The organism is Nereida sp. (assembly GCF_965655635.1).
Classification (GTDB): Bacteria; Pseudomonadota; Alphaproteobacteria; order Rhodobacterales; family Rhodobacteraceae; genus Nereida.
The window spans coordinates 54679-68248 of the sequence record NZ_CBFHHE010000011.1 but is presented as its reverse complement, the minus strand read 5'-3'; the positions used below and the strand labels follow the sequence as shown (position 1 = coordinate 68248).

The 13570-nt window shown below is 54.6% G+C and carries 16 protein-coding genes; 5 read left to right on the top strand and 11 right to left on the bottom strand.

Annotated features, from left to right (window positions below; translation table 11 throughout):
* The 5 genes from ACTF5M_RS05610 to argH all read right to left on the bottom strand — a co-directional run.
* Positions 1–2490 (bottom strand): TIGR02302 family protein (locus ACTF5M_RS05610; protein WP_438960084.1); only part of this gene is annotated, 2490 nt, incomplete at its 3' end.
* A 36-nt stretch (positions 2491–2526) separates the two neighbouring features.
* Positions 2527–3792 carry a diaminopimelate decarboxylase gene (gene lysA, locus ACTF5M_RS05605; protein ID WP_438960083.1) on the bottom strand — a complete coding sequence of 422 codons (1266 nt, stop codon included), beginning with the start codon at positions 3790–3792 and terminating at the stop codon, positions 2527–2529.
* 17 nt (positions 3793–3809) lie between these two features.
* Positions 3810–4145, bottom strand: a complete 336-nt coding sequence (locus tag ACTF5M_RS05600) for a DUF2834 domain-containing protein (RefSeq protein ID WP_438960082.1) — start codon at positions 4143–4145, stop codon at positions 3810–3812.
* A 2-nt stretch (positions 4146–4147) separates the two neighbouring features.
* Positions 4148–4321, bottom strand: a complete 174-nt coding sequence (locus ACTF5M_RS05595) for a hypothetical protein (RefSeq protein ID WP_341246081.1) — start codon at positions 4319–4321, stop codon at positions 4148–4150.
* Positions 4318–5706 carry an argininosuccinate lyase gene (gene argH, locus ACTF5M_RS05590; protein WP_438960081.1) on the bottom strand — a complete coding sequence of 463 codons (1389 nt, stop codon included), beginning with the start codon at positions 5704–5706 and terminating at the stop codon, positions 4318–4320. Before argH ends, ACTF5M_RS05595 begins: the two co-directional genes overlap by 4 nt.
* Before the next feature lie 32 nt (positions 5707–5738).
* Here argH and ACTF5M_RS05585 point away from each other — a divergent pair, with 32 nt between their 5' ends.
* Positions 5739–6284 (top strand): TlpA disulfide reductase family protein, encoded by a 546-nt coding sequence (locus tag ACTF5M_RS05585; RefSeq protein WP_438960080.1) that lies wholly within the window; start codon positions 5739–5741, stop codon positions 6282–6284.
* Here the strand turns inward: ACTF5M_RS05585 and ACTF5M_RS05580 are convergent.
* Complete coding sequence (locus ACTF5M_RS05580) at positions 6262–6852, bottom strand: DNA-3-methyladenine glycosylase I (protein WP_438960079.1); 591 nt, start codon at positions 6850–6852, stop codon at positions 6262–6264. The genes ACTF5M_RS05585 and ACTF5M_RS05580 overlap by 23 nt on opposite strands.
* Before the next feature lie 261 nt (positions 6853–7113).
* On the opposite strand from ACTF5M_RS05580, the gene ACTF5M_RS05575 reads away from it, so the two are divergent.
* Complete coding sequence (locus tag ACTF5M_RS05575) at positions 7114–8289, top strand: acetyl-CoA C-acetyltransferase (RefSeq protein ID WP_341246085.1); 1176 nt, start codon at positions 7114–7116, stop codon at positions 8287–8289.
* Between the two features lie 95 nt (positions 8290–8384).
* Positions 8385–9110 carry an acetoacetyl-CoA reductase gene (phbB, locus tag ACTF5M_RS05570; protein ID WP_438960078.1) on the top strand — a complete coding sequence of 242 codons (726 nt, stop codon included), beginning with the start codon at positions 8385–8387 and terminating at the stop codon, positions 9108–9110.
* A gap of 97 nt (positions 9111–9207) precedes the next feature.
* On the opposite strand, the gene ACTF5M_RS05565 is transcribed toward phbB, so the two are convergent.
* Positions 9208–9357 (bottom strand): hypothetical protein, encoded by a 150-nt coding sequence (locus tag ACTF5M_RS05565; RefSeq protein WP_341246086.1) that lies wholly within the window; start codon positions 9355–9357, stop codon positions 9208–9210.
* A 111-nt stretch (positions 9358–9468) separates the two neighbouring features.
* Here ACTF5M_RS05565 and ACTF5M_RS05560 point away from each other — a divergent pair, with 111 nt between their 5' ends.
* Entirely contained in the window at positions 9469–10410 is a 942-nt protein-coding gene (locus tag ACTF5M_RS05560; protein ID WP_438960077.1) for a transcriptional regulator GcvA, read from the top strand.
* A gap of 42 nt (positions 10411–10452) precedes the next feature.
* Here the strand turns inward: ACTF5M_RS05560 and ACTF5M_RS05555 are convergent, their stop codons facing one another.
* From ACTF5M_RS05555 to ACTF5M_RS05545, 3 genes are all read right to left on the bottom strand, one after another.
* Positions 10453–10620 (bottom strand): DUF465 domain-containing protein, encoded by a 168-nt coding sequence (locus ACTF5M_RS05555; protein ID WP_438960076.1) that lies wholly within the window; start codon positions 10618–10620, stop codon positions 10453–10455.
* A 123-nt stretch (positions 10621–10743) separates the two neighbouring features.
* Entirely contained in the window at positions 10744–11472 is a 729-nt protein-coding gene (locus tag ACTF5M_RS05550) for a tRNA1(Val) (adenine(37)-N6)-methyltransferase (protein WP_438960075.1), read from the bottom strand.
* On the bottom strand, positions 11469–11684 hold the full coding sequence (locus ACTF5M_RS05545; protein ID WP_438960074.1) for a putative signal transducing protein: 216 nt from the start codon (positions 11682–11684) through the stop codon (positions 11469–11471). Before ACTF5M_RS05545 ends, ACTF5M_RS05550 begins: the two co-directional genes overlap by 4 nt.
* A gap of 51 nt (positions 11685–11735) precedes the next feature.
* On the opposite strand from ACTF5M_RS05545, the gene ACTF5M_RS05540 reads away from it, so the two are divergent.
* Positions 11736–12737 carry a polyprenyl synthetase family protein gene (locus ACTF5M_RS05540; RefSeq protein WP_438960073.1) on the top strand — a complete coding sequence of 334 codons (1002 nt, stop codon included), beginning with the start codon at positions 11736–11738 and terminating at the stop codon, positions 12735–12737.
* A gap of 3 nt (positions 12738–12740) precedes the next feature.
* Here the strand turns inward: ACTF5M_RS05540 and ACTF5M_RS05535 are convergent, their stop codons facing one another.
* Complete coding sequence (locus tag ACTF5M_RS05535) at positions 12741–13550, bottom strand: 4-(cytidine 5'-diphospho)-2-C-methyl-D-erythritol kinase (protein ID WP_438960072.1); 810 nt, start codon at positions 13548–13550, stop codon at positions 12741–12743.
* Positions 13551–13570 lie beyond the last annotated feature (20 nt).

Sequence of the window (13570 nt, the reverse complement as noted above, 5' to 3'; positions counted from 1 at the left end):
AGCATCATCGCCCTGCAACAGACCTTCGCCATCACGTATTGCACGACCTTGGCCGCGATCACGGCCCAACGGATCGCGGGATGCGACCCCATTTTGACCTGAGGGTCTTCCCTGCCCCTCTTGAGGAGCGCCGTCGTTGGCTTGGACCATGGCCTCACCCAGATCACGCAACCCGTCGCGCAACGCCTGAATGGCGCGAGATTGCTGATCAATCGCCTCGGCCAGATCACCCTCGCCCAAAGCCTCATCCGCGTTCTCCATTGCACCTTCGGCCCGCCCTAAAGCCTCGCGTGCATCATCACCCGCTTGCGTGCCCGCACCGGGTAGGTTGCGCCGCTGTGCGTCTAACTCTTGGCGAAGCGCTTGCTGACGGTTTTGGAGCGACCCTTCAAGATCGCCCGAACCTTCGGCACCACCTTGCCCACCAGACTGTCCCCCGGGCTTCTGGCCCTCTTGTTGGCCCGACTGGTTGCCTTGCTGGGCGCCTTCACCCTGCTGCCCGTCCTGACCTTGTTGCTGGCCTTGCTGTCCCTGTTGCTGGCTTTGCTCAAATTGCTCTTGAAGCTGGCGGAACGCTTCATCGCTCAGGTCTTGTTGATCCCGAAGTGTTTCGGCCAAGTCTTCCATGGCTTGTTGACCTTCGCCTTGGCTACCACCTTCGCCACTACCCTGGGCGACGCGCATATTCTCAAGCATCTGGTTCAGCTGTGCCATGCGCTCTTGCGCCTCGGCCATGCGCCCTTCTTCCATCAATTGCTGAATTTCATCCATCATCTGCTGAAGCTGATCTGGCGTGATTTCTTGATTATTGCCCGCTTGCTGTTGATCGCCCGCCTCGCCATTGCGCTGTTGTTCCTGCGCAAGCTGGCGCAGATAATCTTGTGACGCGTCGCGTAAGTCCTGCATCAATTCAGCGATCTCTTCCTGAGAGGCACCGTTGCGCATCGCCTCGTTTAGCCGTTCCTGAGCGCGAGCTAAGCGTTGGCGCGCATCTTCAAGATCACCGTCTTCTAACTCAATTGCCAATTCCCAAAGGGCTTGCGCAATTTCGTCACGTTTCTGATCACTCATTTGCGGGCCTAAACTGGCCAAATCACGGATGATAAAACTCAGACTAAGGTACGTCCCTTCTCCGCGAAATATATCATCAGGCAGCCACGAAATGGCGCGCAGCAGGCGCTCTACACGCGTGGCATTTTCACGGGTCCACAGCAAATCGCGCCGCTGTTCGATGATCGCACTTGCAAGCGGGTCAAAAAAGCGGCGGCCGGGCAACGTCATCTTGATGGGGGCAGATTGACCAGTTTGGCCAAGACTGTCCTCGACCTGCATTTGAAGTACGACTGGTAGATTTGCAAACACATGTTCCGAGAAGTTCTCGGTTAAGGTTTCTTCAAATTGCGCGCGATCCCCCGTGATTGTCATTGGCAATTGTAGTATGATTTGGGGATGGTTTTCGGGCTCTGCCAGCAAGCCATGGGCACGGTCAACATTCAGAAGATCAAGCGAGATAACTCCGCTTCCAGCGACCACGCCGTAATCATCTTGGGCCAAAAATTGCTGAAGCAAAGTTCCATCCGCCTCAGAACGCACCGGCGCAGAAGCTATAATTGACGGGGCCTGATCCGGCTCCATAATCACAGACCATTGCTGCGGCGCGCGATCGGCCTTGGTTGCGTTTTGATCCGCCGCACCAATTGCCAAAGCACCGCTTTGCTCAATAACAAAGCGCTGCTCAGCAGCGTTAGGATCAGCTTGCGGACGTGTAACATTCTGCATCACGCTTAATGCACCCAGTTCACCGTAAAGGCGCACAGTCACCTCGCTGCCTTGGGGCACGCGCAGCGGGCCTGCGGGAACATCAGGCAAATAAATCGTAGGCCGCCCCGTATACGCAGGCGGCGCTACCCAGCCTTCCCAGCTAGGGCCGATGGCCAGTTGATCAGCGGGTTGGGTTATTTTGGTAACGCTGCTCAGCTGCCCAAATGAGCCGAACAATACCCCAACCGACAACACCAAAAGGGCAACGAACCGCAAACCACACGGGTCAAGCAGCGAGATCCTAAGGTCCGGCTCAACGGCTTTGGCAGTCGCTGCTTGTGCGCGCATTCTGTTCTGGTGAATATCCCAAACTGCCTGAGATGCAGGATCGGTTCTGCCAATGGCCTGTGCATCAAGCAATGAGCTTATCGGACGGCCAGATAGGGTTTTGTCCAAGCGCGTTTGCGCCTCCGCCCATTTCGGGCGCTCAAACTGCCATATCCCAGGTATGATTGCCGCGAGAGTACACAGAAAGAACCCAACACCAGCAATCGCGATGGCTATTTCAGACAATACCTCATGAATACCAAGAAGGGCCGCGCCAACAGCCACAAAAACAACCGACCAAACCGGCCAAAAAGCGCGCGTGATACGTTCAGACCATAGCCCAAGCCACGTGAGCCACAGTGCTTTTCGCGTCGCTTTTGGCAGAGCCAAATTGGCAGTCATCGCTCACCTCTCACTCATGTGAGCGCACGATAGCCCTCACAGCCATTCGGGAATGGTATCGCGATTTATCATTTCGTCAAAGGTTGGTCGCTGGCGGATAACTGCAAATTGATCACCCTGCACAAGAACCTCGGGGATCAAGGGGCGTGAATTATATTCAGACGACATCACAGCGCCATATGCACCCGCGCTGCGGAACGCGATCAACTCATCCGGTGCCACAGCAGCCATAGTACGGCCCTTGGCAAAAGTGTCACCACTTTCGCAAATCGGTCCAACGATATCATAGGTGGCGCTTTGCGCCCCCGCAGGGCGCTCATTAACAGGAATGATATCGTGGTATGCGCCGTACATCGCAGGGCGCACCAGATCATTCATCGCACCATCAATGATCAGGAACTGACGGTCAGCCCCTTCTTTGAGGTAAATCACTTTTGACACCATGATGCCCGCATTGCCCGAGATAAGGCGGCCCGGTTCGATCTCAATCTCAACGTCTAGATCACCCAGAACGCGCTTCACCATCGCACCGTAATCCGTTGGCAAAGGCGGCGCTTCGTTCGAGCGCTCATAAGGAATGCCAAGACCACCACCAAGATCTAGGCGGATGATTTCATGACCTTCGGCGCGCAACTGAATGGTCAGGTCTTTGACTTTCTCATAGGCTAATTCAAACGGCTCAAGCTGGGTCAGTTGGCTGCCGATGTGCACATCAATGCCCACAACCTTTAGCCCGGGCAGTGACGCAGCAAAGGCGTAGACCTCAGACGCACGGTCAATCGGGACGCCAAATTTATCGCCCTTTTTGCCTGTGCTAATTTTCTCGTGGGTTTTCGCATCCACATCAGGGTTCACGCGCACGGTAATCGGCGCGATCATGCCCAGCGATGTGGCTACTTCGGACAGGCAACGCATCTCTGGCTCGCTCTCCACATTGAACTGACGCACACCACCGGTCAGCGCGAGGCGCATTTCATCAGCGGTTTTACCAACACCCGAAAACACGATTTTATCACCAAACACACCCGCAGCTTTGGCGCGCAGATATTCTCCGCCGGACACAACATCCATGCCCGCACCCGCATCGCCCAACAATTTGAGAACAGCTTGGTTGCTATTGGATTTCATCGCAAAACAAACAAGATGCTCCATGCCGTCCAGCGCCTCATCAAAGAGACGGAAGTGCCGCAGAAGCGTCGCTGACGAGTACACATAAAACGGTGTGCCAACAGCAGCCGCGATTTCAGCGACGGGAACGTCTTCGGCAAAAAGTGCGCCGTCACGATAGAGAAAGTGATCCATGGGTGATCCCTGTGGTCTTAGGTTGATGCGTGCGCGGGGCTGCGCGACAAGGCGATAAAGAAGTAAAGCGGTAGGCCGCAACTGACGCCAATGCAAAAGGTTGCGGGGATCACCACCAGATAAACAAGGCTATCCGCAAATGCGCGGTAGATGACCCACGCAGACAGCGCAATGGCCGCGATGGTCAGGTCCCAAACGAGGCCGCTTGTGGCGTCATTGACGTACCAAGCATCGATCATCGGGCGCAGCGCCCACCCTTCAGACTGAAACCAGCTGACGAAATAATACATCGGATGGATGGCACCCCAAATGGCGAGTGCAAGAAAGATCAAACGGAGCACATTGCGCATCATGATCAAAGCCCAACGCTTACGGTAACGGGGCCAGAGCGCACGCCGACATTGCCACCCACACTGACGCCGCCCGAACCAACAGACACGCCTACACCACCTGTCGGGCGTACAGGCTGACCGTCAGCACCGCATCCGGCCAAGGTTGCTACAACTAAACAAATACCGATTACTCTCATCCCAAATGTTCCTTCCAACGGGCAACTTGCTCGCGCACGCGAACAGGCGCTGTGCCGCCAAATGATGTGCGTGAGGCAACTGAATTATGGACGCCCAATACGTCAAACACACTTGCCGTAATGCCCTCATGCACCGTTTTCATCTGCTCAAGACTGAGGTCAAGCAAATCACAGCCACCCTGCTCAGCCATGGCGACGAGCGCGCCTGTCACATGGTGCGCCTCACGGAAGGGTAGCCCAAGTTCACGCACAAGCCAGTCTGCCAAATCCGTGGCCGTGCTGAACCCTGTGGCGGCCGCCTTTTCAAGTTCAGCGACATTTGCAGTCATATCACTGACCATGCCTTCCATCGCAGCAATCGCCAGCATCAAATTATCAGCCGCATCAAAGACCTGTTCTTTGTCTTCTTGCATGTCTTTGGAATAGGCCAGTGGCAGGCCTTTCATCACAGTCATCAAAGCAACATTGGCGCCGAAAATCCGGCCAATCTTTGCACGGATCAACTCGGCCGCATCGGGGTTCTTCTTTTGTGGCATGATCGACGAGCCTGTTGAAAAGCTGTCCGACAGGGTGACAAAGCGGAATTGCGCAGACGACCAGATGACAAGCTCCTCGGCGAAACGGCTAAGATGCATCCCGCAAATTGACGCGGAGCTTAAAAATTCGAGGGCGAAATCACGATCAGACACCGCATCAAGCGAGTTGGACATAGGTCGGTAAAAACCAAGCTCAGTCGCAGTCATGTCGCGGTCAATCGCAAAGCCAGTACCTGCCAATGCAGCAGCCCCCAAAGGCGATGTGTTCATCCGCTTGCGCGCATCCGCAAAGCGCGCCCGATCACGGTCCAGCATTTCGACATACGCCAGCATGTGATGACCCCAAGTGACGGGCTGTGCCACTTGCAAATGCGTAAAGCCTGGCATCACCCACTCTGCGCCGGCCTCTGCCTGACCAACAAACGCTTTCATCAGTGCCGCCAATGCCGCGTCAACTGCGTCAAACTGGTCCCGCACCCAAAGCTTGAACCCCGTGGCCACCTGATCGTTGCGCGAACGCCCCGTATGCAGACGACCTGCTGGCTCGCCAATGATCTCTTTCAGGCGCGCCTCAACATTCATATGAATGTCTTCAAGTTGCTTTGAAAACGGAAAATCGCCCGCTTCGATTTCTGACAATACTGTGAGCAGCCCTTCCCGCATGGCAGTCGCATCGCTATCAGTGACAATGCCCATCGCACCCAACATCGCCGCATGGGCACGCGAGCCTGCAATGTCTTGTGCCGCCATCCGCTGGTCGAAATCGATGGACGCATTAATTGCTTCCATGATGTCTGAATTACCGGCGGCAAAACGGCCACCCCACATTTGGTTCGATGTCTTTGTCATAACGGCCCTTTAACAGGAAGAAGTCTGCGAAAATGAAATATCTTGTGTCGCTTTATATGGCCTTCGCTCTTATCGCAACAAATGCTGCGGCCAATCCCGCGCTGGAAGATTTGCTGATGGGCAGCATGAAAAAGCTGAACTTCCATGCCGCCGCAAAAGATATGCCAGAGGCAGAGTTTCAAACCTTAGATGGCGCGCCAGCAACGCTTGAGGCCTATAAGGGTAAACACGTCGTATTGAACTTCTGGGCAACGTGGTGCGCGCCATGTCGCAAAGAAATGCCGATGCTTCAAGAATTACAGGCAGAGTTCGGCGGCGACGACTTTGCGGTTGTGACCATAGCAACGGGGCGCAACAACCCTGCGGCTATACGTAGATTCTTTGACGATATCGGTGTTGAAAACCTGCCGCTCTACCGCGACCCTAAGCAGATACTGTCGCGTCAAATCGGTGTACTCGGCTTGCCCGCAACTTTGATACTTGATCCACAGGGGCGCGAAATTGCGCGTATGGTTGGTGATGCGGAATGGAACAGCCCGTCAGCCAAGGCGATGCTCAGCGCACTTTTGACGCCATAAGGCGGCATGGCTCAAACCTGTGACAATCAATCGAATGGTCGTTGACCAGCCCGCAAGCCTGCATCCATGCGTAAACGATTGTTGGGCCGCAAAACTTGAAACCGCGCTTTTTCAGGTCTTTTGAGAATACTGCCGAGATTACTGTTTGAGCGGGCCGGTCTTCGGGGCGCATGATATGCCCCTGAATGGGTGTGTCGCCAACGAATGACCAGCAATAGGAACTAAAGCTCTGTTCGCTTTCTAGGCGAATAAAGGCATTCGCGTTACTGATCGCCGCTGTGATTTTACCGCGGTGACGTACGATGCCTGGGTTTGCCAGCAGACGCTCAACATCCGCCTCATCCCATGTAGCGATGCGGTGGGGATCAAACCCTTCAAACGCCTCAATGAATGCCTCGCGCTTTTTCAAAATGGTGGTCCACGAAAGACCCGCCTGAAAGCCATCGAGGATTAGCTTTTCCCAAAGTGCGCGACTGTCGTACTCAGGCACACCCCATTCTGTGTCGTGGTAATGGTGGTAAACCTCAGATCCATCGAGCCAGTCGCACCGCGTTAATCCGTCACTCAAAATATCTCTCCCACTTCGATTTCCGCCAGACCCACGTCAAAGTTGACCCTAAGTCACAGAACGATGACGCCAATCCGAAACTTCTGCGTATTTTTTTGCGGGCAATCTACTGCTTATGCTAGCGTAAACATTAAATACTTCCGTGACTCGTCAGACCATTCCCACTACGCAAGAGGCATTATCAGGGCCCTTTTGCGCATAAACACATGCGAAAATTGCAGTTTGCGAGGGCCAGCCAACTATGAATGGGACCTCAGGGATATGACCAACGTCGTTATTGCATCCGCCGCACGCACAGCCGTCGGCAGCTTTATGGGCAGCTTTGCCAACACACCAGCACATGATTTGGGCGCAGCCGTTTTGCGCGAAGTCGTCGCACGTGCAGGCATCGATGCGTCAGAAGTCTCCGAGACAATCTTGGGTCAAGTTCTTACGGCCGCCCAAGGTCAAAACCCCGCGCGCCAAGCGCACATCAACGCGGGCCTCGCCAAAGAATCTGCTGCATGGAGCATCAACCAAGTTTGTGGCTCTGGTTTGCGCGCCGTTGCATTGGCTGCACAACACATCCAGTTGGGTGATGCGTCAATCGTGGCCGCAGGCGGACAAGAAAACATGACCCTCAGCCCCCACGCCGCAACATTGCGTGCAGGCCAAAAGATGGGCGACATGCAGTACATCGATACGATGATCCGCGATGGGCTTTGGGACGCATTCAATGGCTATCACATGGGCCAAACCGCTGAAAACGTTGCGGATCAATGGGGCATCACCCGTGAGATGCAAGACGAGTTTGCCGTTGCCTCGCAAAACAAGGCAGAGGCCGCACAATTGGCTGGCAAGTTCCAAGACGAGATCGTGCCGTTCATCGTGAAAACACGCAAAGGCGAGATTACAGTCGACGCGGACGAATATATTCGCCACGGCGCGACAATGGATGCCATGGCAAAACTGCGCCCTGCATTTACACGCGAGGGGTCCGTCACCGCAGCAAACGCATCAGGCCTTAACGACGGGGCAGCAGCAACACTTTTGATGTCCGCAGATGATGCCGAAAAGCGCGGCATTGAGCCGCTCGCACGGATCGTTTCCTACGCAACCGCAGGTCTGGACCCATCAATCATGGGCGTTGGGCCAATTTACGCAAGCCGCAAGGCGCTTGATAAAGCGGGCTGGTCGGCAAGCGATCTTGATCTGGTTGAGGCCAACGAAGCGTTCGCCGCTCAGGCATGCGCAGTAAATAAGGATATGGGCTGGGACCCAGCCATCGTAAACGTAAACGGCGGCGCAATCGCCATTGGCCACCCGATCGGTGCATCAGGCTGCCGCGTTTTGAACACGCTGCTCTTTGAGATGAAGCGCCGCGGCGCGAAGAAAGGCCTCGCAACGCTATGTATTGGCGGCGGTATGGGCGTTGCTATGTGCGTAGAACGTCCATAAGTCACCCAAAATATCAATCCTGTGCGCAATATAGTTGTGCGCAGGATTTTTAATTTGTAACTAGATTACCGAACAACCCTAACTGGAGAATCAATATGACACGCGTAGCCCTCGTCACAGGCGGAACCCGTGGCATTGGTGCCGCAATCGCTAAGGCATTGGCCGCAGAAGGCCACAAAGTCGCAGCAACATATGCTGGTAACGATGAAAAAGCCGCTGCCTTTACAGCCGAGACAGGCATCAAAACATACAAGTGGAATGTTGCCGACTATGCCGCGTGTACCGCCGGCATCGCCCAAATTACCGAAGACCTCGGACCTGTTGATATTTTGGTAAACAACGCGGGCATTACCCGCGACGCGCCGTTTCACAAAATGACGCCCGAACAATGGCACGAATGCATCGACACAAACCTGAACGGCGTGTTCAATATGACCCACAACGTATGGGGCAGCATGCGCGAACGTAAATTTGGTCGTATTGTAACGATCTCGTCGATCAATGGCCAAAAGGGTCAATTCGCCCAAGCCAACTATGCCGCTACAAAGGCAGGCGACATCGGCTTTACCAAAGCCTTGGCCCAAGAAGGCGCCAGGGCAGGCATTACGGTAAACGTGGTGGCTCCGGGTTATATCAACACGGAAATGATGGCGACCATCCCAGAAAAAGTAATGAACGAAGTCATCCTGCCGCAAATCCCTGTTGGCCGCTTGGGTGAGCCAGAAGAAATGGCGCGTGCCGTTGTGTTCCTTGCCTCTGATGACGCTGGCTTTGTAACCGGCTCAACGATATCTGCGAACGGCGGGCAATATATGAGCTAAGCTTCGCGCTTACTTTAGCTAAATTGCAAAGGGCCGCCCCCTCAGGAGCGGCCCTTTTTTTCGACAAACTGCATCACGCATTCGGATGCGCGGCCACTTACGTAGCAGAGGCTTGCGTAGTGCGCAGTGCAGGTTCGTTGAAACGGTTCAGCATCCATGCCCAAAATTGACGGAACGCAATAGCGCGTTCCTCATGGGCAATTTGCATTGCGTTGCGTGTCAGTTCGCTTGTTGTACTCTCAAACATATTAAACTCCATTGATAAGATGTGTCTCTCCCTGCTGTTGTATATGCGCCTCTTGCATGCACTCTACAAACGAGACTTCCCATACCGTCAGTTAAGCTGTATTAAACTGAAATGTCTGATCGCCTTCCTCCGCTCACCGCCCTGCGCGCCTTTGAAGCCGCAGCACGCCATATGTCATTCGCCAAAGCGGCGGATGAGTTAAATGTCACACCCGCAGCACTGTCGTATCAGATCAAATCCCTTGAAGCGGATTTGGGTACACCAGTGTTCATTCGACTTAACCGGGCGGTTGAGCTGACAGAGGCGGGTCGCGCGTTAACCCCCGGTGTACGTGACGGCTTTGCAGCAATCACATCCGCGTGGCGCAACACACGCCGCTTAAGCGACAACACGACGCTTACAGTCACCGCTGGCCCTGCGTTCACCTCTAAATGGCTGGCCCCAAGGCTGTTCGACTTTGCCCAAGCACACCCCACAATTGAGCTACGATTTTCAGCATCCCTACGATTGGTCGACTTTGACCGGGACGAAGTCGATGTGGCCATTCGGTTCGGATTAGGCGGCTACAGCGGCGTCTATTCTGAACCACTTGTAAGCGAATGGGTCACGCCTATGATGACCCCTGAAATGGCGGCAAGCTTCGGCACCAAAGAAACGATTACTAACGCACCTCTCATTCACGATGACAGCATGGACGCTTTTAAGATTACATGTGATTGGGCCAAATGGTCACGGGCCGCGAAGGTCGATATTGACCCAGATCACGGCGCAAGGTTCAGCCAAGCGGATCACGCGTTGGACGCCGCAATTGCGGGCGCGGGCGTTGTTCTGGGTCGTGTGTCGCTCGCTGCGCGCGCGCTTGCGTCAGGACGGCTTGTGGCACCTTTTGATCTGGGACTGATTACGCCCGCACAATTTCGGTTTGTATGCCCGCAAGGCAACGAAATCCGCCCTAAGGTGAAGGCGTTTCACGACTGGCTACTGGACGAGATCAACACCTCAAAGTCCTTCGCGGAAGGCCGTAGATTGCTTCATGCAGCAGATGTTGAATAACTGACGCGCCACTCAAACCGGTGCGCGCGTCAGCGTGATGCTTCAGGCAGAACCGAGGCGCGAAATCTCTTCTTTTAGTTTCAACTTCTCTTTCTTCATCGCCGCAATTTGCAAATCATCAACGGCAGGCATGCGCTGCAGGCGCGCGACCGTCTCCGATAAATTCTCATGCTTTTGTTTCAGTTGCTGGATATGCGTGCTTAATGCCATAGGCGCGTCCTTTTCTACTGATGTGTGATTTTAGTTGAGCACACGCAGCCCGCTTATGTCACGCCGCAGCTGCGAAAGGATTCAAGTAGTCAGCTAAATTTAGCCGATTTTCTTCACACGTGGTTAATTGCGGATGAATAATTGCGCGCCATGCCGCAAAATCTCACGCACCTCGGCTGTGTAAGTCTCTTCGTCCGCTTCGTGCCGCTCACCCCTATGCAGAATCAACGGTGCTAACAAAGAAAATGGCGCGCGCGAGGCTTTCTTTGCCTGTACAATCACAAGCCGCGCAGGCTGCCCTACCCGCGATGCGATCGGCAATACAGTCACCCGACCAAGCCGATCATCCAGTGAACCCAATACATCCTGCAGTCGTGAAATATCTTGGATGACAGTCAGCGTACCATTTGGCCGAAGCCGCTTTGTAGCAACATCCAGCCAAACAGAGAGCGGAGTTTGCTCACCGCGTGCTGCCTCGCGCGCAGTATCATCCGATTTATTTCCCCGCCCGCGATCAAAATACGGCGGGTTACAGAAGACATGGTGAAAGCTGCGCTCGCGTATCTCACTGGGAAGTGCCGCGAGATCACCATGCACCACATCAAGACCGTTGCGCCCCGCTAATTCCGCCGCGCGACTGTCCCGCTCAACACCCGTGACTGCCGCACCTGTTCGCGCGGCAAGGCACAAACTGGCCACGCCAACGCCGCATCCTAACTCCAGCGCGGTCTCTGAAGGTTTTGCGGGCACACTAGCCGCCAACAACACCGCATCTACACCCGCACGATACCCTTGCGCAGGTTGATAGGCCTTCACTTTTCCGCCCAGAAAATCATCGCGTGTTTCGCTCATTCGCTAACCGTCAGCCCATTGTCACGCAACGCAGCAGCCGCCATGAAATGGTCTGTTTGGCGTACCATCAACCGGCGCGGCAAAATGCCAATGCTGCCTTCAAGAATGCTGATATTTACGTCCATTTCAAAGCAGTCTATACCCTCGCCGGATAGCAAAGCTTTGGCGAAGGCGATGGCCGTCGGATCGTTGCTGCGCATAAGTTCTTTCATCCCCCGATCTAAGGCCAGTTGCCACGGGTTGTCGAGCAAGGAGGCCTTTTCATGGGTTTGGATAACGCCGCAACAAAGCCACACGAGCGCCTCGCCGCCGCGCTTGATGCCGATATGGCCGCAGTCAATGCATTGATCCGCGAACGCATGGCATCAGAGCACGCCCCCCGCATCCCTGAAGTCAGCGCCCATCTGGTCGATGCTGGCGGCAAACGCCTGCGCCCAATGTTGACGTTGGCCAGTGCGAAAATGTGCGGCTATGATGGACCTTTCCATATCCATTTGGCGGCAACCGTTGAATTTATTCACACTGCTACTTTGCTGCATGACGACGTTGTAGACGAAAGCGGCCAACGGCGCGGGCGCCCCACGGCCAATTTGCTTTGGGACAACAAATCAAGCGTTTTGGTGGGTGACTATCTTTTTGCCCGCTCATTCCAATTGATGGTTGAAACAGGCAATTTGCGCGTGCTGGACATCCTATCAAACGCGTCGGCGACCATCGCAGAAGGGGAAGTTCTGCAACTAACCGCAGCATCAGATTTGGGAACCGATGAGGATATTTACCTCAAGGTTGTGCGCGGCAAAACGGCTGCCCTTTTCTCAGCAGCAATGGAAGTCGGCGGTGTTATCGCGGGCCAAAACGATGATGTAGTAAAGGCGCTTTTCGCGTATGGTGACGCGTTGGGCATTTCGTTCCAGATTGTCGACGACCTGCTGGATTACCGCGGGAACACCCAAGCCACCGGCAAAAACGTTGGGGACGATTTCCGCGAGCGCAAACTAACGTTGCCTGTCATCAAAGCCATTGCCAAAGCCGATACAACCGAGCGTGATTTTTGGCACCGCACCATCGCAAAAGGTGACCAGCACGATGGTGATTTGGAAGAAGCTCTCCGCCTGATGGATAGCCACGGCACACTTAATGCGACCCGCGCTGACGCAGTTTCTTGGGCAGATAAAGCAAAAGCATCACTAAGCGTGATTGAGCAAAGTGAGCTGAAGGACATGCTTCTTGATCTTGCTGATTATGTGGTCGCGCGCGTCAGATAGGCCTCAGCTTAATGTGCAGGGCCTGATCCACCAATTCGTATGCATCGCACCCAGCTCATAGGCCGCAAAATGTGCAGCCTTTATGGTTGGATAAATTGCAAAGCACGTCGCACCCGACCCAGACATGCGCGCCAGTAGGCATTGACGGGTCGACTGCAAATCAGACAAGGCACGCTCGATTACTGGCTGGATTGAACTAGCCGCATCTTGCATATCATTGCGCATCATTGCCAGCCAATCTGCCGCATCCTCAACACCCTCGAATATGGGGATCATCGGCATTTCAGCGTTGGTGCGCTCTGCCATAGCACTGAAAACTGCTGGCGTCGGCATGCTAACACGGGGGTTTACCAAAAGAGCAGGCAGTGGCGGCAGTGCAACTTTTTCTACCCGCTCACCCACGCCGCGCATCCGCGCAGCAGTTGCATGCATACAAACAGGCACGTCAGCACCAAGCGACATTTGTTGTTCAACCGTACTGCCACCGATCGCGCGCAAAACAGCTGCTGCATCAGATGAGCCGCCACCGATGCCAGCTTCAGCAGGTAGACGTTTAATCAACCTCAAAGACGCCTCGGCCCCCATCACATCCAGAGCACGCCACATCAAATTTGTTTGCCCTGTCGGGACACCTGCGGCCAAATCACCCTCAACGCTTAAATGTGTCGGGCCATCCGATACATAAACGTCATCGCCGAAATCGGCAAAGGCCACCAAGCTATCAAGAAGATGATAGCCATCCTTTCGCTGCCCCGTGACGTGCAGGGTTAAGTTCACTTTGGCAGGCGCCAAATGGCGTGTCTCGGATGTCATGAGATCTTCTTTTGTTTATA